The sequence below is a fragment of the Nocardia mangyaensis genome, assembly GCF_001886715.1.
In the GTDB taxonomy this organism is placed as follows: Bacteria; Actinomycetota; Actinomycetes; order Mycobacteriales; family Mycobacteriaceae; genus Nocardia; species Nocardia mangyaensis.
Genome location: NZ_CP018082.1, coordinates 4,118,445 through 4,139,784 on the forward strand (window position 1 = coordinate 4,118,445; position 21,340 = coordinate 4,139,784).

The following is a 21,340-nucleotide window of genomic DNA, read 5'->3' on the forward strand; positions in this document are numbered from 1 at the left end:
GTGCGCTCAGATCCCCGGGCACACCGCCGAATCGACCTCGAGGAACCCCGCGCCGTGGTGGACGAGTGGCTGCGGACGCTGACCACCCGCACCGTCCCCACGACCTTTCCCGCCGACCCGGAGTGTCCGGTGCTGGCGTGGGCAGGCTCCGGCGCGATGGCGCTCACCGGCCACGACGGCGCCGAACCGAGCCTGTCCCCCGCACCCGCCTACGGCCTGCTAGGAGCAGCGCTGCGCGCGCTGTCGTGGCTCACCGGTGACCTCGGCGACCGAGTCGACCTCGACCCCGCGGTGGCGCTGACCGGCCGGGCGCAACGAGCGGGTCTACGGCGCGCGGGGCGCCGATCGGCGAACGGCACGAGCAGGCTGCTTCGTGCCACCGATGGATGGTGTGCCCTCACACTGAGCCGCCCCGACGACTTCGATGCCGTCCCCGCCGTTCTCGGCGCCGAGGTCGGCGCAGACCCATGGATCGCGCTCGAGGCGGCAGCAGCACGGTCATCGGCGGCCGCGCTGGTACAGCGGGCCCAACTCGTCGGCATCCCCGCATCCGTGCTGGCCGTGCCACCGCGCAACATGCTGCCCTGGAACGTTTCTCGCCTGAGCAACGCGGTCGGCGCCCGCTCGCTGCGCGGACTCGTCGTCGTCGACCTGTCGTCGATGTGGGCGGGACCGCTGTGCGCGCGCGTCCTCGGACTGGCCGGCGCGCGGGTGATCAAGGTGGAGGGTGCTCACCGGCCCGACGGCGCCCGCACCGGTGATCCTCGATTCTTCGATTGGCTGCACGCCGGACACGAGTTCCGAACACTCGACTTCCGCGCCGAGCAGGGCCGAAAAGCCCTGGGCGAGCTCCTCGATTCGGCCGACATCGTGCTCGAGGCGTCCCGGCCACGGGCCTTGGCGCAACTCGGCCTCGCACCCGAGGATCGCCCGCACCGCGACGGGCGGATCTGGTTGAGCCTCACCGGCTACGGCCGGTCCAATCCGATGCGGGTGGCCTTCGGTGACGACGCCGCGGTCGCGGGCGGCCTGGTCGGCCGCCACGGGGGCGAGCCGGTCTTCTGCGCTGACGCGATCGCCGATCCGCTCTCAGGCGTCTGCGCGGCGCTGGCGGTGGCCGGCGCATGCCACAGCGGCGGCGGCGTGCTGATCGATCTGTCCATGCGCGCCACGGCAGCCGCTTTCGCCGCCGCGCCGCCGATAGCGCACGGAAACCATGTGGTCCACCGACACGGCGATGACTGGGTCGTGGAATGCGCGTCGACCCAGCGACGCCGCACAGTCGGCGCACCGGCAGCACTGTCGCCGGGTGATGCCTGATGCTCATCCGACGAGCTCGGATATTCGGGACCGGGCACACCGACGTCCGGTGGCACCGTGGGTCGATCACCGAATGCGGAACCGGACTACGAGCATTTCCCGGCGAGCACGACATCGACGCGGGCGGCGGGTGGCTGCTGCCCGGCCTGCACGACCACCATGTGCACCTACGTTCCCTCGCCGCGTCCGCTGACTCATTACCGCTCGGCCCACAGGTGATTCGCACCGTCGACGACCTGGCGGCGCGGCTGCGGCAGGCGGACGCGACAATGCCGAAGGGGATGTGGATTCGCGGCGTCGGATACCACGAGTCGGCCGCCGGGGACCTGGACCGGTGGGCGCTGGATCGCTGGATCACCCAGCGCCCGGTCCGGATCCAACATCGCTCCGGCGCCCTCTGGACGCTCAACTCGCACGCGTGTGCAGCAGTGGACCTGAACCGCTGCGCACACACGGGTGTGGAGCGCGACCTCGACGGACGGGCCAACGGCCGACTCTGGCGGATGGATGCCTGGCTCGGCGCCCAGATCGCCGCCAGGCCCGTCGATCTGACCACGGTCAGCGCGCGCGCCGCGGCACTGGGGATCACCGGCGTCACCGACGCCACCCCCGCGCTGGGGCAGCACGATGTCGATGATTTCGCCCGTGACGTGACCAGTGGCCGAATTCGGCAACGGGTTCACTGCATGGCACCGCCCGCCGTCACCGCCCCGGAGATCCAGCGGTTCTCCCTGGGGCCGACCAAGATCCTGCTCGACGATACGGCCCTGCCGACTCTCGACCAGTTCATCGCTCGGATCCGCGAGATCCACGCCGGGGATCGATCGGTCGCGGTGCACTGTGTGACCAGGGTCCAACTGATTCTGACGATGACCGCCCTCGACGGCGCGGGCGTGCGTCTCGGTGATCGCATCGAGCACGGTGCGATCATCCCGGTCGAGGCGATGGCGTGGTTGCGGGCGAACCGGGTACCGGTGGTGACCCAGCCGCATTTCCTGGTCGAACGAGGCGACCACTACCGGCGTGCGGTGCCCGACCAGGATCGTCCGGATCTGTGGCGGCTCGGGTCACTGCTGGGGGCGAGGGTGGGCGTGGCCGGGGGCACCGATGCCCCGTTCGGTAGCGCCGACCCTTGGCGCCTTGTCCACGCCGCCGTCGACCGAGAATCGGGTCGCTCGGCGGCCGAGAGGCTGTCACTTCGATCGGCGGTCAGCCTGTTCTTCGGCCGCCCCGAACGGCCCGCGTCGCCACGAACCATCGCACCCGGCGAAGTCGCCGATCTGACGCTGCTGGCGGTGCCACCCGAGGAGGTGACCGCGATGCTGCCCAACCCACCGATCGCGGCCACCGTCGTCGACGGACGAGTCGTCTACGGCTGAGACGCGCCTGCCGCGTCCGGCCCGGCCAGGATCGTCACGGCCGCGACCGCGGTGGGACCACCGATGGTGTGCGCCAAACCGATTCGAGCCCGATCGACCTGATTCACCGCCTCGCCGCGCAGCTGCTCGAACAGCTCGACGCACTGCGCGACACCGGTAGCGCCCGGCGGATGTCCCTTCGACTTCAAGCCCCCGCTCGGATTCACCGGTAGCGCACCGCCGACGCTGGTGACGCCCGCCTCCACGAGCTTGTGGGCCTCGAACCGGTCGGCGAACCCGAGATCCTCGTAGCTCATCAACTCGATGCCGGTGAAGAAGTCGTGCACCTCGGCGACATCGATGTCGGACGGGGTCAGCCCGGCCATGCCGAACGCCTGCCGAGCGGCGCGGACCGTGGCGGGGAAAGTCGTCATGTCCCGCTTGTGCTGGTGCATCACCGAATCCATGCCGAGCCCCACCCCGCGAATCCAGACGGGGCGATCGGTGTAGCGGTCCACCACGTCTTCGGCGACCAGCACGAGCGCCGCCGCCCCGTCGCTCTGCGGCGCGCAGTCGTAGAGCCCGAAGGGCGTGACCACCGTCGGTGCCGCGAGGGCTTCCGCCATGCTGATCTCGAAGCGCAACCGCGCCTTGAGATTTCGGACGCCATGCCGATGGTTCTTCACCGCGACCATGGCCATGTGCTCCCGCGTGGCCGGCGATTCGTGCAGGTACCTGGCCACATGCAGCGCGAACCCGGCGGGCGCGACCAGTCCGAGCGGGTAGTCCCAGGCCATGTCGCGGGTCATCGCCTCCCACTCCCACAGCATGTCCTTGGACGCCGACTCGCGCAGCTTGTCCGCGCCGATCACCAGAGCGACGTCGATGGCGCCGGACGCGATCCCGAGCAGGGCGTTGCGGACCGCGTCGTGCCCGGTGGCACAGGCGTTTTCGACGCGGGTCACCGGAATGTCGGACAGGCCGAGGGTGTCGGCGAGAATGCCGGAGGCGAACCCGTCGGCGGTACCGAGCTCGCCGAACCAGGCAGCCTGGATGTCGGACTTGCGCAGCCCCTTGTCGATGCTGCGCGCGCAGTCGGCGAAGGCCATCGGCACCAGGTCTTTGATGCCGAGCGCGAAATGCTCGGCGAAGGGCGTCATTCCGGCGCCGACGATGGCGACTCTTCTCATGCTGCCGACTCCTGTCGTTCGGGGGTTTCCGGTTCGAAGGCGTAGCCGTAGTCCGGCACGCCGGAGCGAACCGCCACTCGCCGCAACACCATGCGGCCGCGATCGCCGATGGCCACCGAACCCGGTTCGGCGCTGGTCACTTTCACCAGCGCACGGACGTCGACCTCGTCGAGCTCGACGATGACCAGCGAATACGGTGTCTTCAGGCCCGGCACCGGCACATGCACGGTCACCGAGGTGTAGACGGTGGCGGTGCGCGGCAACGGCACCAGGGTGTAGTCGGTGCGCAGCGCGCCGTCGTCGTCGACCCGGTATCGAGGCGGGAAATCCAGTTCGTCGGTGTCGGCGTGCCGACCGGCCGCCCAGCGCACTTTCGCCTCGAACGCGCGCTCATAGGCGGCCAGGGAGATCGGGATGTCGGCGCCGGGTACGAACGCGGACACCGGTTTCGCGCGGGGCGCGGGTTCGTGCCGATGCACCGGCACCACGCCCGCCGCGACGGTGACACCGGACAGGCTCCCCTGCTCCACACCGACCAGTGGGCCCGCCTGCCCGGCATCGACCATGGCCGCCAGCGCGAACAATCCAGAACTCGCGCCCAAGGTGGGCAGCGGCGGCGGGGTGCCGATACACAGGTCGGCCGCCTGTTCGTGATCGACACCGGCCACCGCGACCGGGGTGTCGAGCCAGGACGCGGCCAGTGAACCGAGAAGTCCACGTTCGCGGAGCAACCGGGGGTCGCCGTAGTCGTGCACGACGCCGGTGGCATAGCGAGTCCGGACCGGCAGGCTGCGGGCGACGCGGGCCGCGGTCCGCACCTGCAATCCGCGCTCGCCGGTGACCGCGGCGGCCGCGCCGGCCGGGTCGAGGTCGACACCGATCACCAGGGTCCGCGGTCGTGCGGAACCGAGGGCGTCCAGGGTCGCGGGCGCCCCGCCGAGTCGCTCGGTCACCTCGAGCTCGGAATCCAGACCGAGACCTGCCAGCAGCACCGCGGCGTTGCCGCCTTCCAGCAGTGGCAGATCCCGGCTGACCAGTACGACGTGCTCCACCCCGGCCCCCGAGGCGAGCGCGGCCCTGCCCGCTTCGACCGCGAGGGTGATCGCGTCCTCGTCGTCACCGGGTATCCGCTGCTCGGCGGTACCCCAGCACGGCAGATAGGTACCGACCGAAGCGATCAACGGCATCGTGCACTCCCGACCTAGGTGATAATCTGATTCTCATATTAGAGAATGAAGTCTAGCAACAAGGCGGAATCAACGACATCGTGATGCCCTCTCACACCCCGTCAGCTATTTCATATCTGCCGGAACACCACCCACTCGGTATCGAGAGTAGGGTTCTCCACCCATTGAATGGGAAGTCTCATGATCGGGATCTGTCTCCCGCCGCCCGGCGGTGACCTCACCATCGCGCAGCGCCTGCGCGCGAGCATCATGCACTACGCCGAGGCGGTGCTGCCCGACCTGACGATCGCCGCCTGCGCGGTGCTCGTCTCCGCGGAGGCCCGTCATCTCACCGTCACGCCCACCGACTCCGAAGGCGACCCGAAGCCATGACCAGTGCCGGTTCCGATCTGGTGCGGCTGTCGCACGAGATCCCGATCAGCTCCCACGTCGTCGACGTCGACGACGTCCCCATGTCGGCATTGCTGGCCGAGGCCGCCGACCCCCGCGCCGTCATCGTCGCGATCCACGGCGGTGTGACGACCTCCGCCTACTTCGACTGCCCCGGTCATCCCCGGCTGTCGCTGCTGCGCACCGCCCCCGCGCTCGGGTTCACCGTGCTCGCGATCGACCGTCCCGGGTACGGCAGTTCGGCGCCGCACGCGGCCGACATCGCCCCGGCCGCCCGGCGCGTCGACCTCGCCTATGCCCTGGTGGAGCGGGTGCTCGGGGCGCGGCCGCGCGGTGCGGGGACCTTCGTCCTCGCACATTCGGCCGGGTGCGAGCTGGCCGTCCGGATGGCCGCCGACGAACGCGGCGCGCACTTGCTCGGCATCGAACTCGCGGGTACCGGCCGCGAACACCATCCCGAAGCCATCCGGAGCCTGACCGCGGGCGGGCCGGGCCGCGGCGACCGCCTCCGTGAACTGCTCTGGCAGCCCAGCCGCCTCTATCCCCCCGAGGTCTTCGGTGGCGCGGCGATCGCGTCGCCGGGGCCCGCCTATGAAGCCACCATGATGCCGCAGTGGGTGGCGCACGATTTCGCGCGCGCGGCCGCGAACGTCCACGTTCCGGTCCAGTTCACCGTGGGCGCCCACGAAAAGGTATGGCGCACCGACCCACTCGCGCTGGGAGAGATCACCGCCCTGTTCACGGCTGCGCCGCGCGTCTTGCTCAACGAGCAAGCCGACGCCGGCCACAACCTGAGCATGGGGCACTCGGCGACCGCGTATCACCTCAGGGTCATGTCCTTCATCGAGGAATGCGTGATCGCGCGCCGATGACACTGCGGGTGAGCAGGATCTGCCCCGCGACAACGGTGGTCGTGGGGCAGATGCGCTCACCCCTTACAGACCAAGGGATTTGGCGATGATCACCTTCATGACCTCGCTGGTTCCGGCGTAGATGCGGGCCACCCGCGCATCGGTGTACAGCCGCGCGATCGGATACTCGCTCATATAGCCGTAACCACCGAACAGCTGCAGGCAGCGATCGACCACCCGGCCCTGCATCTCGGTGGTGAACAGTTTGACGCGTGCGGCGTCGGGCCCGGACAGTTCGCCTTCGACCAGATCGAGAACGGCACGATCCACCATGGCCTGCGCCGCCTCGAGTTCGGCCGACATCGCGGCGAGTTCGAACTTGGTGTTCTGGAAGGACGAGACCGGTTTCCCGAAGGCCTTGCGTTCTTTGACGTAGTCGATCGTGGCGGTGATCGCGGCCCGCGCCTGGGCGACCGAGCCGACAGCGACCGTCATCCGTTCCTGCGACAGGTTGTTGCCGAGGTAGCCGAATGCCTCGCCCTCCGCTCCGAGGCGGTTCGCCACGGGGACCCGGACAGCGTCGAAGGACAACTCCACGGTGTCCTGCACCTTGCAGCCCATCTTGTCCAGCACCCGCCCGCGTTCGAATCCGGGCATGCCGTCCTCGACCACCAGCAGCGTCAGACCCGCGCGTCGGTTCTCCGGGTCGGTCGAGGTCCGCGCCACCACGATCACCAGATCGGCGAGCAGACCGCCGGTGATGAAAGTCTTCGCGCCACTGAGCAGATAGTCCTCGCCGTCGCGAACTGCGTTGGTGCGCATCCCGGCCAGATCGGAGCCGGTGCCCGGTTCGGTCATCGCGATGGCGGTGAGCAACGTACCGTCGGCGAGCCCGGGGAACCATCGTTGGCGTTGCTGTTCGTCGGCGTAGGCCAGGAAGTACGGGAGGATGACGTCGAGTTGGGTACGCACCGTGCTCAGCGTCACCAATGCCCGTGCCGCCTCCTCCTGAAGGACGGCGTTGTAGCGATAGTCCCGCAGGCCCGCTCCCCCGTACTCGACCGGGATGGCGACGCCGAGAATACCGAGGCCACCGAGCTTCTCGAAGATCTCGCGCGGCATCCGCCCGGCCTTCTCCCACTCGGCGTAGTGCGGTGCGATCTCCTTGTCGATGAATTCCCTGGCCAGCCCGCGGAAAGCTTCGTGGTCCTCGGTGTAGATGTCTCGGCGCACCGATGTCTCCTCGTGCTCAGTCGGCCAGTTCGACGATGGTGGCGTTGGCGGTGCCGCCGCCCTCGCACATCGTTTGCAGGCCGTAGCGAATTCCGTTGTCGCGCATGTGATGAACCATCCGGGTGAGCAGCCCCGCCCCCGATCCACCGAGCGGATGACCGAGGGCGATGGCGCCGCCGAGCGGGTTGAGCAGACGTGGGTCGGCGCCGGTTTCGGCGAGCCAGGCCAGTGGCACCGACGCGAAGGCCTCGTTCACTTCGAAGACGCCGATCTCGGACAACTCGAGACCGGCTTTGCGCAAGACCTTCTCGGTCGCCGGAATCGGACCGGTGAGCATGAGCACCGGGTCGGCGCCGGTGACAGCGCCGGCCCGGTAGCGCACCAGCGGGGTCAGCCCCAGGGCGCGGGCGCGCTCCGGTGTCGTCACCAGCACGGCGGCGGCGCCGTCGGAGATCTGGGAGGAGTTGCCCGCGTGGATCACGCCGTCGTCCTGAAAGACCGGCTTCAGCTTGGCGAGGGTCTGGGGTGTGGTCCCGCGGCGCACGCCTTCGTCGGCGGTCACCGTCGCAGCGTCGGTCTCGACGGGCACGAGCTGCGCGTCGAACGCCCCGCGATCCTGGGCGGCCGCGGCCAGTTCGTGGGAGAGCGTGGCGAATTCATCGAGCCGATGCCGCCCCAGTCCCCACTTCTGGGCGATCAGCTCCGCGGAAATGCCCTGGTTGAACGAGAAGTCCTGGTAGCGCGCGCGGGCTTTCGGGCCGTAGGGAGACCCGCCCGTCTTCGCCGCTCCCAGCGGGACCCGGCTCATCGCCTCGACCCCACCCGCGACAACGACATCCTGCTGACCCGACATCACCGCCTGCACCGCGAAATCCACTGCCTGCTGGCTCGAACCGCAGGCCCGGTTCACCGTCGTGCCGGGAATGCTCTCCGGCCATCCGGCGGCCAGCACCGCGTAACGCCCGATATTGCTGGACTGATCACCGACCTGGGACACACAGCCCCAGATCACATCGTCGATGACAGCCGGGTCGATTCCGGTGCGTTCGATCAGCGCGGTGAGCACGACCGCGGACAGGTCCGCCGGATGGGTTCCCGACAGGCCGCCGTTGCGTTTACCCCATGGCGTGCGTACCGCTTCGACCACTACTACTTCACGCATCACGCTCTCCCATCGAACTGGTCATTGTTGTGTCCGGTCTGCCGGGCGAATCGCCCAGCGGCCGGTGAACTCCGGTTCTCGGGCGGCCGCGAACGCCGCGAACGCTTCCGGTGCGTCGGCGGTCGCGAAGTTCACCCCTTGTGCCCGAGCCTCATTGGCGAGTGCGTCGCGCAGAGAGCGGTCCGCGCCCTCGTTCAGCAGCGCCTTGGTCTGGGCCAGCGCGACCGGCGGTCCGGCGGCGAGCCGTTCGGCGAGCTCGACGACGAAGGCGTCGAGCTCCGGTTCCGCGACGACCCAGGTCACCAGGTTCAGTGCGCGCGCCTGGGCGGCGTCGATCGTCTCGGCCAGCAGCGCCAGCCGCTTGGCCTGTTGCAGGCCGACCAGTTTGGGCAGCAACCAGGAACCACCGAGATCGAGTGACAGCCCGCGGCGGGCGAAGATCTGCGAGAACCGCGAATCTGGTTCCGCGACAACAAGATCACAGCCCAGCGCCAGATTCCAGCCCGCGCCGACCGCCACCCCGCGCACCTTGGCGATGGTGGGAATCGGCAACTCGTGCAGGAGCAGCGCGACCTCGGTGAGCGCGCGCAACTTGTGGATCGGATGACTGGGGTCGGGTGCGGAGATGTCCGCACCCGAGCAGAATGCCCCGCCGGAGCCGGTGAGCACGAGCGCGCGGACGTCGCGATCGCGGCCCGCCGCGTCCAGCGCCACGCGCAGCGCCGCCCACAGTTCCCGGTTGATGGCGTTCTTGCGGCGCGGGCGATGCAGGGTCAGCGTGCGCACCCCGTTCCGATCTTCCGACAGCAGGACCGGCTCGTCGCGCGGATCAGTGTCCTTGCCCCCTGACGCCATCAGCCCACGGCCGACGCGATGAGACCGTACAGGCGCAGGAAGTCGATTTCGTCATCGGTGAGACCGAACTCGGCCAGAACGGCGATCGTGTGTTCGCCGAGCGCGGGTACCGCACCCATGGGTGGGTCGAAGCCAGCGATGATCGGCGGCGGCAGCAGCGCCGGGATCGGGCCGACCGGGGTGTCGATCCGGCGCCAGCGGTCGCGGTCGGTCAACTGCGGATGGACGAGCACTTCGCTCGGGGTGTTATAACGGGCATTGCCGATGCCCGCGGTGTCGGCCGCGCGTTGGAGGTGGGCAAGATCATGACGGGCACACCAGGCGCCGATCTCGGCGTCGAGCACCGCACGGTGGCGAACCCGGCCGGGATTGGTCTGGAACCGTGAGTCCTCGGCCAGGTCCGGTCGGCGCAGCAGTTCGCGCGCGAACCGTTGCCATTCCGCGTCGTTGGTGGTGCCGAGCACCACGGTCTGCCCGTCGCCGGTCGAGTACGCGCCATAGGGCGCCACCGCGGGTGAACTCATGCCCAGTGGCTGCTGATCGATGCCCGAGTGCCGGGTGTAGGTGAGCTGATAGCCCATCACCTCGGTCATCGTGTCGAACAGGCTGACACTGACCGCCGCGCCCCGGCGACCGCGCTGTTCCCGCGCGGCGAGCATGGCCAGAATCGAGATCGCGGCGTACAGACCGGTACAGACATCGGCGACCGGTGGACCGGGTTTGGCGGGCGCACCGGGCAACCCGGTGACCGCGCACACCCCCGATTCCGCCTGTGCCAGGAGGTCGTACGCGCGTTTGCCCGACAGTGGACCGCCCGCGCCGAAGCCGTCGATCTCGACCGCGATCAGATCGGGGTGTTGTTCGGCCAGGTCGGTGGGCGTGATGCCGAGCCGAGCGGTCGCCCCGGGGGCCAGATTGGAGACCAGGACGTCGGCGTGGTCGAGCAACCGGTGCAACACCTCCATGCCGGCCGGCGATTTCAGGTTCAGCGCCACCGATTCCTTGCCCCGATTGACCCAGACGAAGTGCGCCGCGAGGCCTTCGACAACGTCGTCGTAGTGCCGGGCGAAATCGCCACCGTCCGGGTTCTCCACCTTCAGCACCCGTGCCCCGAGATCGGCGAGTGTGCGGGTACACATCGGCGCGGACACCGCCTGTTCCAGCGCCACGACGGTGACACCGGCCAACGGCGCCGGGTCCACCGCCCCCTGGGCGGCCATCACATCACCATGCCGCCGTCGACCGGCAGCACCTGCCCGGTGACGAAGGAGGCCGCGTCGGAGGCAAGGAACACGAAGGCTCCGGCCACCTCGTCGGGTTCTGCCCAGCGCCGCAGCGGGATTCGATTCAGCGTCTGGGCGGCGAACTTCTCGTTGGTCCGCAGGGTGCTGGTCATCGGGGTCGCCGCCAGCGGGGCGAGCGCGTTCACCAGGATCTGCTTGCGGGCCAGCTCGCGCGCCAGGGATTTCGTGACGCCGATGATGCCCGCCTTGGCCGCGGAGTAGTTCACCTGGCCGAGGGTGCCGACGATGCCCGCCGAGGACGTGACGTTGATGATCCGGCCGGTGCCGTCGGTCGCCAAAGCCGACAGCGCGGCCTGGGTGCAGCGGAACGTGCCGAGCAGGTGGATGTCGAGCAACCGCATCACCGATTCCTCGGTGGTCTCGGCGAACATGGCGGGATCGGTCACACCCGCGTTGTTCACCAGAATGTGCAGGATTCCCCCAGCCAAGTCGGCGGCCGCGGCGACAGCGGCATCCGCGGACGCTCGATCCCGCACGTCGAGGGCCGCGCTGCGGGCGAGGCCACCCTCGGCCACGATCTTCTCGGCGACCACGGCCGCGGCCGCGCCGTCGACATCGGTGACCAGCACCGCGGCGCCCGCGGCGGCCAAGGCCCGCGCGACCGCGGCACCGATGCCACCTGCGGCACCGGTGACCAGTGCCGATCGACCGGTCAGATCGAAAAGTGCTGTCTTGACAGTCATTCAGTAGCTCCTCGGCATTCCCAGCGTGTGCGATCCCAGGTAGTTCAGGATCATTTCCTGACTGATCGGCGCGATCTTCATCACGCGCGCCTCGCGGAAGTAGCGGGCGACGTTGTATTCCTCGGCGTAGCCCATCCCGCCGTGGGTCTGCAGCGCGCGATCGGCAGCGGTGAAACCCGCCTCCGCGCACAGGTATTTGGCGGTGTTGGCCTCTCGACCACACGGCTGGCCGTTGTCGTAGAGCCAGGTGGCCTTGCGCAGCACCAGTTCGGCGGCGTCGAGATGGGTCAGCGAGTCGGCCAGGGGGAACTGGATCGCCTGGTTCATCCCGATGGGCCTGCCGAAGACCTCGCGGTCGCCCGCGTAGCGCACGGCTCGGTCCAGGGCGACCCGGCCGATGCCGAGCGCCTCGGCGGCGATCAGCATCCGCTCGGGATTCAGGCCGTCCAAGAGATACCGGAAGCCCATGCCCTCTTCGCCGATCCGGTCCTGCACCGGAATCCGTAGATCGTCGATGAACAATTCGTTCGAGGTGACGGCGTTGCGGCCCATCTTGGCGATCGGCCGGACATCGACCCTGGTGCGGTCGAGGTCGGTGAGGAACAGGGTCATCCCGTCGGTCTTCTTCGCGACGTCGTCGTAACGGGTGGTGCGGGTGAGCAGCAGGATCTTCTCCGACTCCATGGCCTTGGAGATCCACACCTTGCGTCCGTTGACCACGTAGTGGTCACCCTCGCGCCGGGCGAAGGTGCTGATCCTGGTGGTGTCGAGGCCCGCACCGGGCTCGGTGACCCCGAAACACACGTGCAGATCCCCGCTGACGATGCGCGGCAGAGTCCGCCGCTTGAGCTCCTCGGACCCGTGCACCACCACCGGGTGCATCCCGAAGATCGACAAGTGAATCGCGCTGGCGGCGTTCATCCCACCGCCGGACCGGGAGACTTCCTCGAGCAACAGCGAAGCCTCGGTGATCCCCAGTCCGTGGCCGCCGTACTCCGGCGGAATCGTGATGCCGAGCCAGCCACCTCCGGCGATGGTGTCGTAGAACGCTCTCGGGAACTCGTGCGCCTGATCGTGCTCCATCCAGTACTTGTCGTCGAATTTCTTCATCATCTCGGCGACCGAGTCACGGATCAGTTGCTGATCCGCGCTCAGCGCGAAACTCATCCCGCCGGACATAGGCGATTCCCCCATCAGTCCGAGGCGGGCAGCGCTTTGGCCGCCTTGACCGTCATCGGCTCGCCGTCGCAGCTCAGCGCGCCCAAACCCGGCGCGATGCACAGCACCTCGACGTGTTCGGTGGCGTCCACATACCGCTTGCCGATCAAGGTGACCGCAGTGCCGTCGGCGACGACCGGCCGGGCGGTCGCCGCGGGGACCATCGGGCTCGCGCCGCAGGCGATCACGGGCGTGCGATCAGCCGGTACCCGGATCACCACCACCCGCGTACCGCAGACGGTGCTGGCGAGTTGATCACCGGGACGCAGTGGTGCTGCGGTCATGGTGGAGCTCCCTTCCTGGGCTACATCGCTCTCTACCAATGAAAACTAGCTTCTCCTTCAAGGAGAATCAATGACCCGTTGACTATCCGGCCAACCCGTGGAAATCTTACAGTTCAAATGTGAGAATGCGATTCTCCAACGTGAGAGGAGGCGGTATGCGCCTACCACCGCTGCCGGCCGACCAATGGGACGACCAGGTTCAGCACGCTCTGTCCGGCCTGCTCCCCCGGGACCGGCGGAACCCGGCGGGCGCCGGCAACGCACTGGCGACGCTCGTCCGTCACCCCGACCTGACCAAGGCCTACTCGAGTCTCGGTGTGCACCTGTTGTTCCGGTCGACACTGCCCGCGCGAGCGAGGGAACTGGCGATCCTGCGTGTCGCCCATCGGCGCGGCTGCGCCTACGAGTGGGCCCATCACGTGGAGATGGCCGGCGAATCCGGCGTGACCGCCGCCGACATCGCGGCAGCACAGGGTGGCACCCCCACCGAGGAGTTCGACCGCGTGATCTTCGCCGCGACCGACGAACTCGAAACCACATCGAACCTGTCCGATTCGACCTGGGTCGCCCTCGGCGCGCACCTCGACGAGCGGCAGTGCATGGACCTGGTCTTCACAGTCGGCAACTACGCGATGTTGGCCATGGCCTTCAACACCTTCGGCGTCGAAGTCGAACAAACGGAAAGGTAACCCCTTGTCCCACTTCACCAAACCGGCCGCGGGTAGCTGGACGGAGCACTACCCCGAGCTCGGCACCGAGCCGGTCGATTACACCGACTCCATCGACCCCGGGTTCTATGAGGACGAGCGCAACGCCATCTTCAAGAAGACCTGGCTCAACATCGGCCGCGTCGAACGGCTTCCGCGCGCGGGCAGCTACTTCACCAGGGAACTGCCCGCGATCGGCACCTCGCTCATCATCGCCAAGGGCACCGACGGCGTCGTGCGCGCGTTTCACAACATCTGTCGGCACCGCGGCAACAAACTGGTGTGGGACGACTTCCCGAACGAGGAGACCTCGGGCACGTGCCGCCAGTTCACCTGTAAGTACCACGCCTGGCGCTACAGCCTCGAGGGCGAGGTGAACTTCGTCCAGCAGGAGAAGGAGTTCTTCGACCTCGACAAGCAGCTCTACGGCTTGAAGTCGGTGCGCTGCGAGGTGTGGGAGGGGTTCATCTTCGTCAACCTCGACGAGGACGCCCCGCCCCTCGCCGAGTACCTCGGCCCGCTCGTCACCGGCGTCGAAGGGTACCCGTTCCACGAGTTCACCGAGGTCTACAGCTACCGCGCCGAGATCGGCAGCAACTGGAAGCTGTTCATCGACGCGTTCGCCGAGTTCTACCACGCTCCGATCCTGCACATGAAGCAGGCGGTCAAGGACGAGGCGGACAAACTGGCAGGCGTCGGCTACGAGGCCCTGCACTATCAGTTGCAGAGCCCGCATTCGATGATCTCCTCGTGGGGCGGGATGGCGCCGCCCAAAGACCTCAACATGGTGAAGCCGATCGAGCGGGTGCTGCGCAGCGGCCTGTTCGGACCGTGGGACCGGCCCGACATCGCGGGCCTGGATCCGCTGCCCGCGGGCATCAATCCCAGCCGTCACCGGGCTTGGGGCGTGGACGAGTTCGAGATCTTCCCGAACATGTCGCTGCTGTTCTGGGCGCCGGGCTGGTACCTCACCTACCACTACTGGCCGACCGCGGTCGACAAGCACGTCTTCGAGGCGAACCTGTACTTCGTTCCCCCGAAGACCGCCAGGGACCGACTGGGCCAGGAACTGGCCGCGGTCACATTCAAGGAGTACGCGCTGCAGGACGCGAACACCCTCGAAGCCACCCAGACGATGCTGGCCACCCGCATCGTGTCCGAATTCCCTCTCAACGACCAGGAGATCTTGCTGCGCCACCTGCACAAGGTCGCCAAGGACAAGGTCAAGGAGTACCGAGATGCCGCTGCTGCCCGCTGAATTCGCCGATCTGGAACGGTTCGCCGACTGGGTTCTGCCCACCGAGCCCCAGCGCTATGCCAAGCGCCTCGCCTCGGCCATGCCGCAGATGCAGGAGTTCTACGACACCGCGTTTCCGCGCCTGGAGGACGCGATCGCCTATTGTGACAAGTTCCCCCTCACCGACCTGCCCGAAGACGCCCGCGCACTGCTGCATCTGATGCAGTCGCTGGTGAATGTGTCCTTCCCGGTGGAGGTCTGGAAGCAGGCCAGGGTGCCCGACAGTGGCGCCGCGATGGTTCACCTGATCCGGGAGCCGGTGGTCTGACCGTGCTGACGCTGTTGGCCGCCGGGCTGCTCGACATCGACACCGGCGAGATCGTCCGGCCCGCGGTCGTCCGGATCGAGGGCGATCGGATCGTCGGCATCGGCGGCGACCCGGAAGGCGAGATCATCGATCTCGGCGACGCCGTCCTGCTTCCCGGCCTGATGGACATGGAGGTCAACCTCCTGATGGGCGGTCGCGGCGAAACCGGACTGGCTTCCAGCGTTCAGGACGACCCGCCGCTGCGGATGCTGCGCGCGGTGGGCAATGCGCGCCGCACCCTGCGGGCCGGGTTCACCACCGTGCGCAACCTCGGATTGTTCGTCAAGACCGGCGGCTATCTCCTCGACGTCGCGCTCGGCAAGGCCATCGACGCGGGCTGGATCGACGGCCCGCGGATCGTGCCCGCCGGCCACGCGATCACCCCGACCGGCGGGCATCTGGATCCGACGATGTTCGCCGCGTTCGCACCGCATGTGCTGGAACTGAGCATCGAAGAGGGCATCGCCAACGGCGTGGACGAGGTGCGCAAGGCGGTCAGATATCAGATCAAGCACGGCGCGCAGCTGATCAAGGTCTGTGTCTCGGGCGGCGTCATGTCGTTGACCGGGGCACCGGGCGCCCAGCACTATTCGTCCGAGGAGCTGCGGGCGATCGTGGACGAGGCACATCGACGTGGGTTGCGGGTCGCCTCGCACACCCACGGCGCCGACGCCGTGCGCGCCGCCGTCGAAGCGGGCATCGACTGCATCGAACACGGTTTCCTGATCGACGACGACGCCATCGCGCTGATGGTCGAACGCGGCACCTATCTGGTGCCCACCACCCGGCTGGCCGACGCCATGGATGTGTCCAAGGCACCACCGGAACTCCAGGCCAAGGCGGCGCAGATGTTTCCCCGCGCCCGCACCTCGGTGCTGGCGGCCTATACGGCCGGGGTGAAGATCGCCGTGGGCACCGACGCCCCCGCGATCCCGCACGGCCGCAACGCCGACGAGCTGGTCGCGCTCGTCGAACGGGGGATGAGCCCGTTGGCCGTGTTGCGCGCCGCGACCGTGACGGCCGCCGAGCTGATCGATGTCACCGACCGCGGCCGACTGGCCGAGGGGTTGCTGGCCGACATCATCGCGGTACCCGGCGACCCACTTCGAGACATCACCGTCACCCAGCGGGTGCGGTTCGTGATGAAAGGCGGAAAAGTCTTTGTCCACCATTGAGGACGTGATCGAGCTCGAACAGCTGCTCGCACGGTACGCGGTCACCATCACCAAAGGTGACATCGAGGGCCTGATCTCGGTGTTCACGCCTGATGGCACCTACAGCGCCTTCGGCGACACCTACCCACTCGACGAATTCCCCGATCTCGTCGCGGCCGCCCCGAAAGGGTTGTTCCTCACCGGAACTCCGGCACTGGAGATCGACGGCGACACCGCCCGCGGCACCCAGCCGCTGTGTTTCATCGAGCAGTCGACCCACGACATGCGGATCGGCTACTACAGCGACACCTATGCCCGCACCGACGAGGGCTGGCGGCTGCGCACCCGAGCCATGACCTTCATCCGGCGCAACGGCGACCACGATTCCGGCCGGCCACACGCGTTCGAACGACCGAGTGCGTGAACCGCAACGACTTTCGGGCCGGCCTGCGGTCCTGGCTCGACGACAACGATCTGTCGGCGGGCCCGGACCACTCGCTCGACGCGCAGGTGGCGCAATTGGCCAGGGTCCGCCGCGCGCTCTACGACGCGGGCTGGATGCGGTACGGCTGGCCCGCCGAGGTGGGTGGTCTCGGCGGACCGGCGGTGCTGCGCGCGATTCTCGGCGAAGAGGTCGCCACCCGTGACCTGGCCGAGCCCGGCATCTATTCGATGATCGAGGTACTCGCACCGACGATGATCTCCTACGCCACCCCGGCGCTGGCGGCGCAGATGGTGCCGCGCCTGCTCAGCGGTCGTGAGCAGTGGTGTCAGGGGTTCTCCGAACCCGGTTCCGGCAGCGATCTCGCCTCGCTGAGCACCAGGGCCGAACCACGTGGTGACCACTGGGTCGTCTCCGGCCAGAAGGTATGGACCAGCCTCGCCCAGTACTCGGCGCGCTGTGTCCTGTTGACCCGCACCGGGATCGGCCACGACGGAATCACCGCGTTCTTCCTCGACATGGACTCCCCGGGCATCACCGTGCGGCCGTTGCGCACCATGCACGGCATCGACGAGTTCGCCGAGGTCTACTTCGACGACGTCGTGGTGCCAGCCGACCGCATGCTCGGCCGACCGGGCGACGGCTGGCGGGTCGCGATGGATCTGCTCCCCCACGAACGCTCCACCTGCTTCTGGCACCGAATCGCCTACCTCTACACGCGTTTCGACCAGTTGCTCGCCCAGACCACCGACCGCGACGACGCGAGCCGCGACGACGCCGATCTCGGTGCCGCCTACCTCGCCCTGCACACCATCCGCTGCCGGTCGCTGGCCACCCAGGAGCGGCTGGCGGCGGGGGGCAGGCTCGGACCGGAGACCTCCATCGACAAGGTGCTGCTCGCCACCGCCGAACAGCGGTTGTTCGACACCATCCGGGAGGTGTCGCCCGGGGCCATCGAGCTCGCCGACTCACCGTTGCGCGCGGAATATCTGTACTCGCGGGCCGCGACGATCTACGGCGGCACCGCCGAGATCCAGCGCAACATCATCGCGCGCCGACTGCTCGACCTGGGGAAGGAGTGAACCGTGGACGCTGTCGAACTCGATCTGCTGGCCCAGACCTTGCGCAAGGCGATGCGGGATTCGTCGGGTACCGGCCTACTTGCCGCGCTCGTCGATCTGGGGTGGCACGACATGCTCATCGAGGCACCCGATTCCACGGTGCCCCTGGTGTTTCGGCTGCTCGGCGAGACCGGCGCGCATGCTCCGCTGCTCAATGATGTGATCCACGCTGCCGCGGGTCGGCCCGCGGCGGGCCCCCTCCCCCTCCCCTATGCCGGAGGCAGCTGGGTCCAGTGGGACCACACCGACGACGACGGCTCACTGTTGGACCCGGACCTGCCGATCCGGCAGGTACCGCCGGGGCTCGAGATCCCGCTCGCCGCGGGTCGCCGGGCGCTGGGCTGGTGGCTGACCGGCGCGAGCCGAGCGATGCTCACCCTCGCCCGCACCCATGCCATCGACCGGGTCCAGTTCGGCCGTCCGGTGGCATCGTTCCAGGCCATCCGACACCGGCTCGCCGAGGCCCTCGTCGCCATCGAAGGCGCCGAAGCCACGCTCGAGGCCGCCACCGACGACCTGGGTTGTCTGCTGGCCAAAGCCGCCGCGGGCCAGGCAGCGCTGGTGGCCGCCCGGCACTGCCAGCAGACCCTGGGCGGCATCGGCTTCACCGCCGAACACGATCTGCACCGCCACCTCCGGCGCGTTCTGGTCCTCGACGGACTGCTCGGGAGTTCCCGCGAACTCCTCCGCGAGGCGGGCACCACCGTCCGCACCGCGGGGACAGCCGCACGCCTGGTGCAGCTGTGAGCGAGCACGCGGAGCCCGCCTGGAAACAACGTGCCGTACAGCGCTCGCTCGAGACCACCCGGCTGCGGGCCGAACAGCGGGTACAGCGGTTCCTCGATGCGGCACAGGCGATCATCGCCGAGAACGGCTGTACCGACTTCACCGTGCAGGAGGTCGTCGAGCGGTCGCGCCAGTCGTTGCGCAGTTTCTATCTGCAATTCAACGGAAAGCACGAGTTGCTGCTCGCCCTGTTCGAGGACGCGCTGCTGCGCACCGCCGAGCAGATCCGCGCCGCCGCGGCGAAGGAGGCCGACCCGCTCGCCCGGCTCGCGGTCGCGGTGCGGCTGCTGTTCGCGCTGTGCCGCTCCGACCCGAAGGATCGGCACCCGCTGTTCACCGATTTCGCGCCACGCCTGCTGGTCACTCATCCCACCCATGTCACCGTCGCCCACGCGCCACTGCTGTCGCTGTTCGTCGAACTGGTCACCGACGCCGCGGCCGCGGGCACGCTGCGGCCCGGACTGAATCCCCGCCGCGTGGCCGCCATGACGATGCAGACCGTCATGTTCACCGCCCAGTCCAGTGGCGCCCAGGACGACACGGCCATGCGCCCGATCACCGCCGACGAGATCTGGGATTTCTGCGCGGCCGGTGTCACCGGCCGCGCGAGAATATAATTCTCCTTCCTGGAGAATATGAATTACACTGATGAGTATGGCCGATCTCTGGAACAATCTGCTCGCGAGCCTCGATCTGCGCGCCTCCTCGCCCCACGGCAGCCTTTCCGAAGCCGAAAGCGCATCCGGCACCACGGTTCCCGGCAGCCCGCCGTCCGCGTTCGAAGGCCCCAACCTGCCGTTGAACTACCGCAGGCTCTTCGGTGGCCAGATCCTCGGGCAGTTCGTCCGGGCAGCCGAACTCGCCTGTCCGGACAAGCGGGTCAAGTCCATCCACACCCTGTTCGCCCGGGAGGGCAGCGTCGAGGAGCCGGTCCGCTACGAGGTCTCCTGCCAGCACCAGGGACGGTCGTTCGCCACGCTGTCGATCCTGGCCAGGCAAGCGGCGCGGGTGGTTGCCAGTGCCGCGGTGTCCATGCACGTCGACGAGGACGGCCCGCAGGCACAGCACGTCGAAGCCATCGCCGCGCCCCTGGCCCCTGAGCACCAGGTCACTTTCGACCTGCTGCCCTGGGAGACCCGCGCGGTCGAGGACCTGAACTCCACCGCCGCCGCGTCGCCGGAATACGAGTTCTGGATGCGCACACCACCGGTCGGTCCCGAACTCGCCGCCGCGCTGACCGCCTACGCCACCGACCTGAACCTCATCGGCACCGCGCTGCGTCCCTTCGATGGCGTGAGCCAGCGGGGCAACGGCACCGCGTTCACCTCCGCCGTCACCGCGCACACCGTGTGGTTCCATCGCCCGTTCCGCACCGACGACTGGCTGCTGTTGCGCCAGCACAGTCCACTGCTGGCCCACGGTCGCTGCTTCGGCCGTGGCGATGTGCTCACCGCGGCGGGCGAACTCGTCGCCTCGTTCGCGCAGGAAGCGCTCGTGCGATTCGATTCCGCCGCGGCACCGACTGTCTCGACGCCACGCGCCGCACAGCGCGGATGAGCGAGAACGATCACCGGGCCCGAGGCGAATACCCCTACCGTGCCTGGTCGGGGCTCGCCTCGGCCAGCAACTGTTCCGCAGCGGTGTAGGCGTCGCGCCGACCGGCCGCGACAGCGGCGGCGAGGTCATCCAGACCGGGGTGACCGCGCAGCCGCGACTGCGCCAGGGACAGGATCTGCGCTCGAGCGCGCGCGGCACCGCGCGCCGCGGTATCGGCCCGGTGGTGGGTGTCGATCGCCTCGATCAACTCCTCGACTCCGGTGCCGCGCGCGGCGACCAGGGTCAGGATCGGCAGACCGGTCTCGATGTGCAATTCCCGCGCGGTCTGCGCGGCGCCGTCGCGATCGGCCTTGTTGACCACCAGAATGTCGGCGACCTCGAGCAGCCCGGCCTTGGCGGCCTGAATGGCATCTCCGGCACCGGGATTGAGGATGACGACGGTCGGATCGGCGACCGCGGCGATCTCGATCTCGGACTGCCCGACGCCGACCGATTCCACCAGGACCAGACCATAGCCGAGCGCACCGAGCAGCCGGATCGCCGCGGGGACCGCCGCGGCGAGGCCACCGAGGTGCCCCCGGGTGGCCACCGATCGGATCAGCACGTCGGAGTCGTCGATGTGCGCCGACATTCGGATGCGGTCCCCGAGCAGCGCACCGCCGCTGTAGGGCGAGGACGGGTCGACCGCGAGCACCGCCACCCGCAGGCCGCGCGCGCGGTATCCGGTGACCAGGACCGCGATGGTCGTGGACTTGCCCGCCCCAGGCGGCCCGGTCACCCCCACCACGCGGACCGGCGCCGGGTCGAGCAGCGCGAGCACTCGCTCGCGATCCGCGCTCTCGACCAGACTCAGCAGCCGTCCGGCAGCGCGAACCGAACCGGCACGCGCCGAGGCGATCAACGCGCCGAGGTCGGCGGGCAGGCAACTGTTCAA

General features: G+C 68.6%; 23 protein-coding genes. 13 read left to right on the plus strand and 10 right to left on the minus strand.

Translation table 11 applies throughout. The features are described from left to right. Both BOX37_RS18620 and BOX37_RS18625 read left to right on the plus strand, forming a co-directional pair. On the plus strand, window positions 1–1,320 hold the full coding sequence (locus BOX37_RS18620; RefSeq protein ID WP_071928777.1) for a CoA transferase: 1,320 nt from the start codon (window positions 1–3) through the stop codon (window positions 1,318–1,320). Then, window positions 1,320–2,699 (plus strand): amidohydrolase family protein, encoded by a 1,380-nt coding sequence (locus BOX37_RS18625; protein ID WP_071928778.1) that lies wholly within the window; start codon window positions 1,320–1,322, stop codon window positions 2,697–2,699. The genes BOX37_RS18620 and BOX37_RS18625 overlap by 1 nt, the downstream gene beginning before the upstream one ends. Here BOX37_RS18625 and BOX37_RS18630 read toward each other — a convergent pair. Both BOX37_RS18630 and BOX37_RS18635 read right to left on the minus strand, forming a co-directional pair. Further along, entirely contained in the window at window positions 2,690–3,868 is a 1,179-nt protein-coding gene (locus BOX37_RS18630) for a thiolase C-terminal domain-containing protein (protein ID WP_071928779.1), read from the minus strand. The two genes, BOX37_RS18625 and BOX37_RS18630, sit on opposite strands and share 10 nt — an antisense overlap. After that, window positions 3,865–5,055: a Zn-ribbon domain-containing OB-fold protein gene (locus tag BOX37_RS18635; protein ID WP_071928780.1), complete on the minus strand. Its 1,191-nt coding sequence runs from the start codon at window positions 5,053–5,055 to the stop codon at window positions 3,865–3,867. Before BOX37_RS18635 ends, BOX37_RS18630 begins: the two co-directional genes overlap by 4 nt. Before the next feature lie 180 nt (window positions 5,056–5,235). Between BOX37_RS18635 and BOX37_RS18640 the strand changes: the two genes are divergently transcribed. Further along, window positions 5,236–5,427: a hypothetical protein gene (locus tag BOX37_RS18640; protein ID WP_071928781.1), complete on the plus strand. Its 192-nt coding sequence runs from the start codon at window positions 5,236–5,238 to the stop codon at window positions 5,425–5,427. After that, window positions 5,424–6,317: an alpha/beta fold hydrolase gene (locus BOX37_RS18645; RefSeq protein ID WP_071928782.1), complete on the plus strand. Its 894-nt coding sequence runs from the start codon at window positions 5,424–5,426 to the stop codon at window positions 6,315–6,317. Before BOX37_RS18640 ends, BOX37_RS18645 begins: the two co-directional genes overlap by 4 nt. 63 nt (window positions 6,318–6,380) lie before the next feature. Here the strand turns inward: BOX37_RS18645 and BOX37_RS18650 are convergent, their stop codons facing one another. The 7 genes from BOX37_RS18650 to BOX37_RS18680 are packed head-to-tail and all read right to left on the minus strand — an operon-like array spanning window position 6,381 to window position 13,035. Then, window positions 6,381–7,529 (minus strand): acyl-CoA dehydrogenase family protein, encoded by a 1,149-nt coding sequence (locus BOX37_RS18650; RefSeq protein WP_071928783.1) that lies wholly within the window; start codon window positions 7,527–7,529, stop codon window positions 6,381–6,383. A 16-nt stretch (window positions 7,530–7,545) separates the two neighbouring features. Continuing rightward, entirely contained in the window at window positions 7,546–8,691 is a 1,146-nt protein-coding gene (locus tag BOX37_RS18655) for a thiolase family protein (RefSeq protein ID WP_071928784.1), read from the minus strand. Window positions 8,692–8,712: 21 nt separating this feature from the next. Next, complete coding sequence (locus BOX37_RS18660; protein ID WP_071928785.1) at window positions 8,713–9,546, minus strand: enoyl-CoA hydratase/isomerase family protein; 834 nt, start codon at window positions 9,544–9,546, stop codon at window positions 8,713–8,715. Then, a complete protein-coding gene (locus BOX37_RS18665) occupies window positions 9,546–10,766 on the minus strand; it encodes a CaiB/BaiF CoA transferase family protein (protein ID WP_071928786.1) in 1,221 nt (406 codons plus the stop codon). The genes BOX37_RS18660 and BOX37_RS18665 overlap by 1 nt, the downstream gene beginning before the upstream one ends. Further along, entirely contained in the window at window positions 10,766–11,533 is a 768-nt protein-coding gene (locus BOX37_RS18670) for an SDR family NAD(P)-dependent oxidoreductase (protein ID WP_071928787.1), read from the minus strand. The genes BOX37_RS18665 and BOX37_RS18670 overlap by 1 nt, the downstream gene beginning before the upstream one ends. Beyond that, the gene (locus BOX37_RS18675) at window positions 11,534–12,712 is read right to left on the minus strand and encodes an acyl-CoA dehydrogenase family protein (RefSeq protein WP_071928788.1); all 1,179 of its coding nucleotides are present in this window, start codon (window positions 12,710–12,712) and stop codon (window positions 11,534–11,536) included. A 14-nt stretch (window positions 12,713–12,726) separates the two neighbouring features. Continuing rightward, window positions 12,727–13,035, minus strand: coding sequence for a hypothetical protein (locus BOX37_RS18680; protein ID WP_206045683.1), 309 nt, complete (start codon window positions 13,033–13,035; stop codon window positions 12,727–12,729). A gap of 155 nt (window positions 13,036–13,190) precedes the next feature. Between BOX37_RS18680 and BOX37_RS18685 the strand changes: the two genes are divergently transcribed. From BOX37_RS18685 to BOX37_RS18725, 9 genes are read left to right on the plus strand one after another with little or no spacing between them, the layout of a single operon-like run. After that, on the plus strand, window positions 13,191–13,724 hold the full coding sequence (locus BOX37_RS18685) for a carboxymuconolactone decarboxylase family protein (protein ID WP_071928789.1): 534 nt from the start codon (window positions 13,191–13,193) through the stop codon (window positions 13,722–13,724). A 4-nt stretch (window positions 13,725–13,728) separates the two neighbouring features. Continuing rightward, a complete protein-coding gene (locus BOX37_RS18690; protein ID WP_071928790.1) occupies window positions 13,729–15,000 on the plus strand; it encodes an aromatic ring-hydroxylating oxygenase subunit alpha in 1,272 nt (423 codons plus the stop codon). Further along, on the plus strand, window positions 14,981–15,307 hold the full coding sequence (locus BOX37_RS18695) for a hypothetical protein (protein WP_071928791.1): 327 nt from the start codon (window positions 14,981–14,983) through the stop codon (window positions 15,305–15,307). The genes BOX37_RS18690 and BOX37_RS18695 overlap by 20 nt, the downstream gene beginning before the upstream one ends. Before the next feature lie 2 nt (window positions 15,308–15,309). Further along, a complete protein-coding gene (locus BOX37_RS18700) occupies window positions 15,310–16,521 on the plus strand; it encodes a metal-dependent hydrolase family protein (protein ID WP_071928792.1) in 1,212 nt (403 codons plus the stop codon). Continuing rightward, on the plus strand, window positions 16,517–16,924 hold the full coding sequence (locus BOX37_RS18705; RefSeq protein WP_420811630.1) for a nuclear transport factor 2 family protein: 408 nt from the start codon (window positions 16,517–16,519) through the stop codon (window positions 16,922–16,924). The genes BOX37_RS18700 and BOX37_RS18705 overlap by 5 nt, the downstream gene beginning before the upstream one ends. Further along, entirely contained in the window at window positions 16,921–18,024 is a 1,104-nt protein-coding gene (locus BOX37_RS18710) for an acyl-CoA dehydrogenase family protein (RefSeq protein ID WP_071928794.1), read from the plus strand. Before BOX37_RS18705 ends, BOX37_RS18710 begins: the two co-directional genes overlap by 4 nt. A gap of 51 nt (window positions 18,025–18,075) precedes the next feature. Further along, the gene (locus BOX37_RS18715; protein WP_071931637.1) at window positions 18,076–18,810 is read left to right on the plus strand and encodes an acyl-CoA dehydrogenase family protein; all 735 of its coding nucleotides are present in this window, start codon (window positions 18,076–18,078) and stop codon (window positions 18,808–18,810) included. Next, window positions 18,807–19,466 (plus strand): TetR/AcrR family transcriptional regulator, encoded by a 660-nt coding sequence (locus BOX37_RS18720; protein ID WP_071928795.1) that lies wholly within the window; start codon window positions 18,807–18,809, stop codon window positions 19,464–19,466. The genes BOX37_RS18715 and BOX37_RS18720 overlap by 4 nt, the downstream gene beginning before the upstream one ends. Window positions 19,467–19,503: 37 nt before the next feature. After that, window positions 19,504–20,406 (plus strand): acyl-CoA thioesterase, encoded by a 903-nt coding sequence (locus BOX37_RS18725; protein ID WP_071928796.1) that lies wholly within the window; start codon window positions 19,504–19,506, stop codon window positions 20,404–20,406. 34 nt (window positions 20,407–20,440) lie between these two features. Here BOX37_RS18725 and BOX37_RS18730 read toward each other — a convergent pair whose 3' ends face one another. Further along, window positions 20,441–21,340 (minus strand): ArgK/MeaB family GTPase, encoded by a 900-nt coding sequence (locus tag BOX37_RS18730; RefSeq protein ID WP_084759823.1) that lies wholly within the window; start codon window positions 21,338–21,340, stop codon window positions 20,441–20,443.

What these genes read in the sequence shown, in the direction of transcription:
- BOX37_RS18625 (WP_071928778.1), top strand. Translation starts at nt 1,320, where the DNA reads ATGCTCATCCGACGAGCTCGGATATTCGGGACCGGGCACACCGACGTC.
- BOX37_RS18630 (WP_071928779.1), bottom strand. Translation starts at nt 3,868, where the DNA reads ATGAGAAGAGTCGCCATCGTCGGCGCCGGAATGACGCCCTTCGCCGAG.
- BOX37_RS18635 (WP_071928780.1), bottom strand. Translation starts at nt 5,055, where the DNA reads ATGCCGTTGATCGCTTCGGTCGGTACCTATCTGCCGTGCTGGGGTACC.
- BOX37_RS18640 (WP_071928781.1), top strand. Translation starts at nt 5,236, where the DNA reads ATGATCGGGATCTGTCTCCCGCCGCCCGGCGGTGACCTCACCATCGCG.
- BOX37_RS18645 (WP_071928782.1), top strand. Translation starts at nt 5,424, where the DNA reads ATGACCAGTGCCGGTTCCGATCTGGTGCGGCTGTCGCACGAGATCCCG.
- BOX37_RS18655 (WP_071928784.1), bottom strand. Translation starts at nt 8,691, where the DNA reads ATGCGTGAAGTAGTAGTGGTCGAAGCGGTACGCACGCCATGGGGTAAA.
- BOX37_RS18660 (WP_071928785.1), bottom strand. Translation starts at nt 9,546, where the DNA reads ATGGCGTCAGGGGGCAAGGACACTGATCCGCGCGACGAGCCGGTCCTG.
- BOX37_RS18665 (WP_071928786.1), bottom strand. Translation starts at nt 10,766, where the DNA reads ATGGCCGCCCAGGGGGCGGTGGACCCGGCGCCGTTGGCCGGTGTCACC.
- BOX37_RS18670 (WP_071928787.1), bottom strand. Translation starts at nt 11,533, where the DNA reads ATGACTGTCAAGACAGCACTTTTCGATCTGACCGGTCGATCGGCACTG.
- BOX37_RS18675 (WP_071928788.1), bottom strand. Translation starts at nt 12,712, where the DNA reads ATGTCCGGCGGGATGAGTTTCGCGCTGAGCGCGGATCAGCAACTGATC.
- BOX37_RS18680 (WP_206045683.1), bottom strand. Translation starts at nt 13,035, where the DNA reads ATGACCGCAGCACCACTGCGTCCCGGTGATCAACTCGCCAGCACCGTC.
- BOX37_RS18685 (WP_071928789.1), top strand. Translation starts at nt 13,191, where the DNA reads ATGCGCCTACCACCGCTGCCGGCCGACCAATGGGACGACCAGGTTCAG.
- BOX37_RS18695 (WP_071928791.1), top strand. Translation starts at nt 14,981, where the DNA reads ATGCCGCTGCTGCCCGCTGAATTCGCCGATCTGGAACGGTTCGCCGAC.
- BOX37_RS18715 (WP_071931637.1), top strand. Translation starts at nt 18,076, where the DNA reads ATGCGGGATTCGTCGGGTACCGGCCTACTTGCCGCGCTCGTCGATCTG.
- BOX37_RS18725 (WP_071928796.1), top strand. Translation starts at nt 19,504, where the DNA reads ATGGCCGATCTCTGGAACAATCTGCTCGCGAGCCTCGATCTGCGCGCC.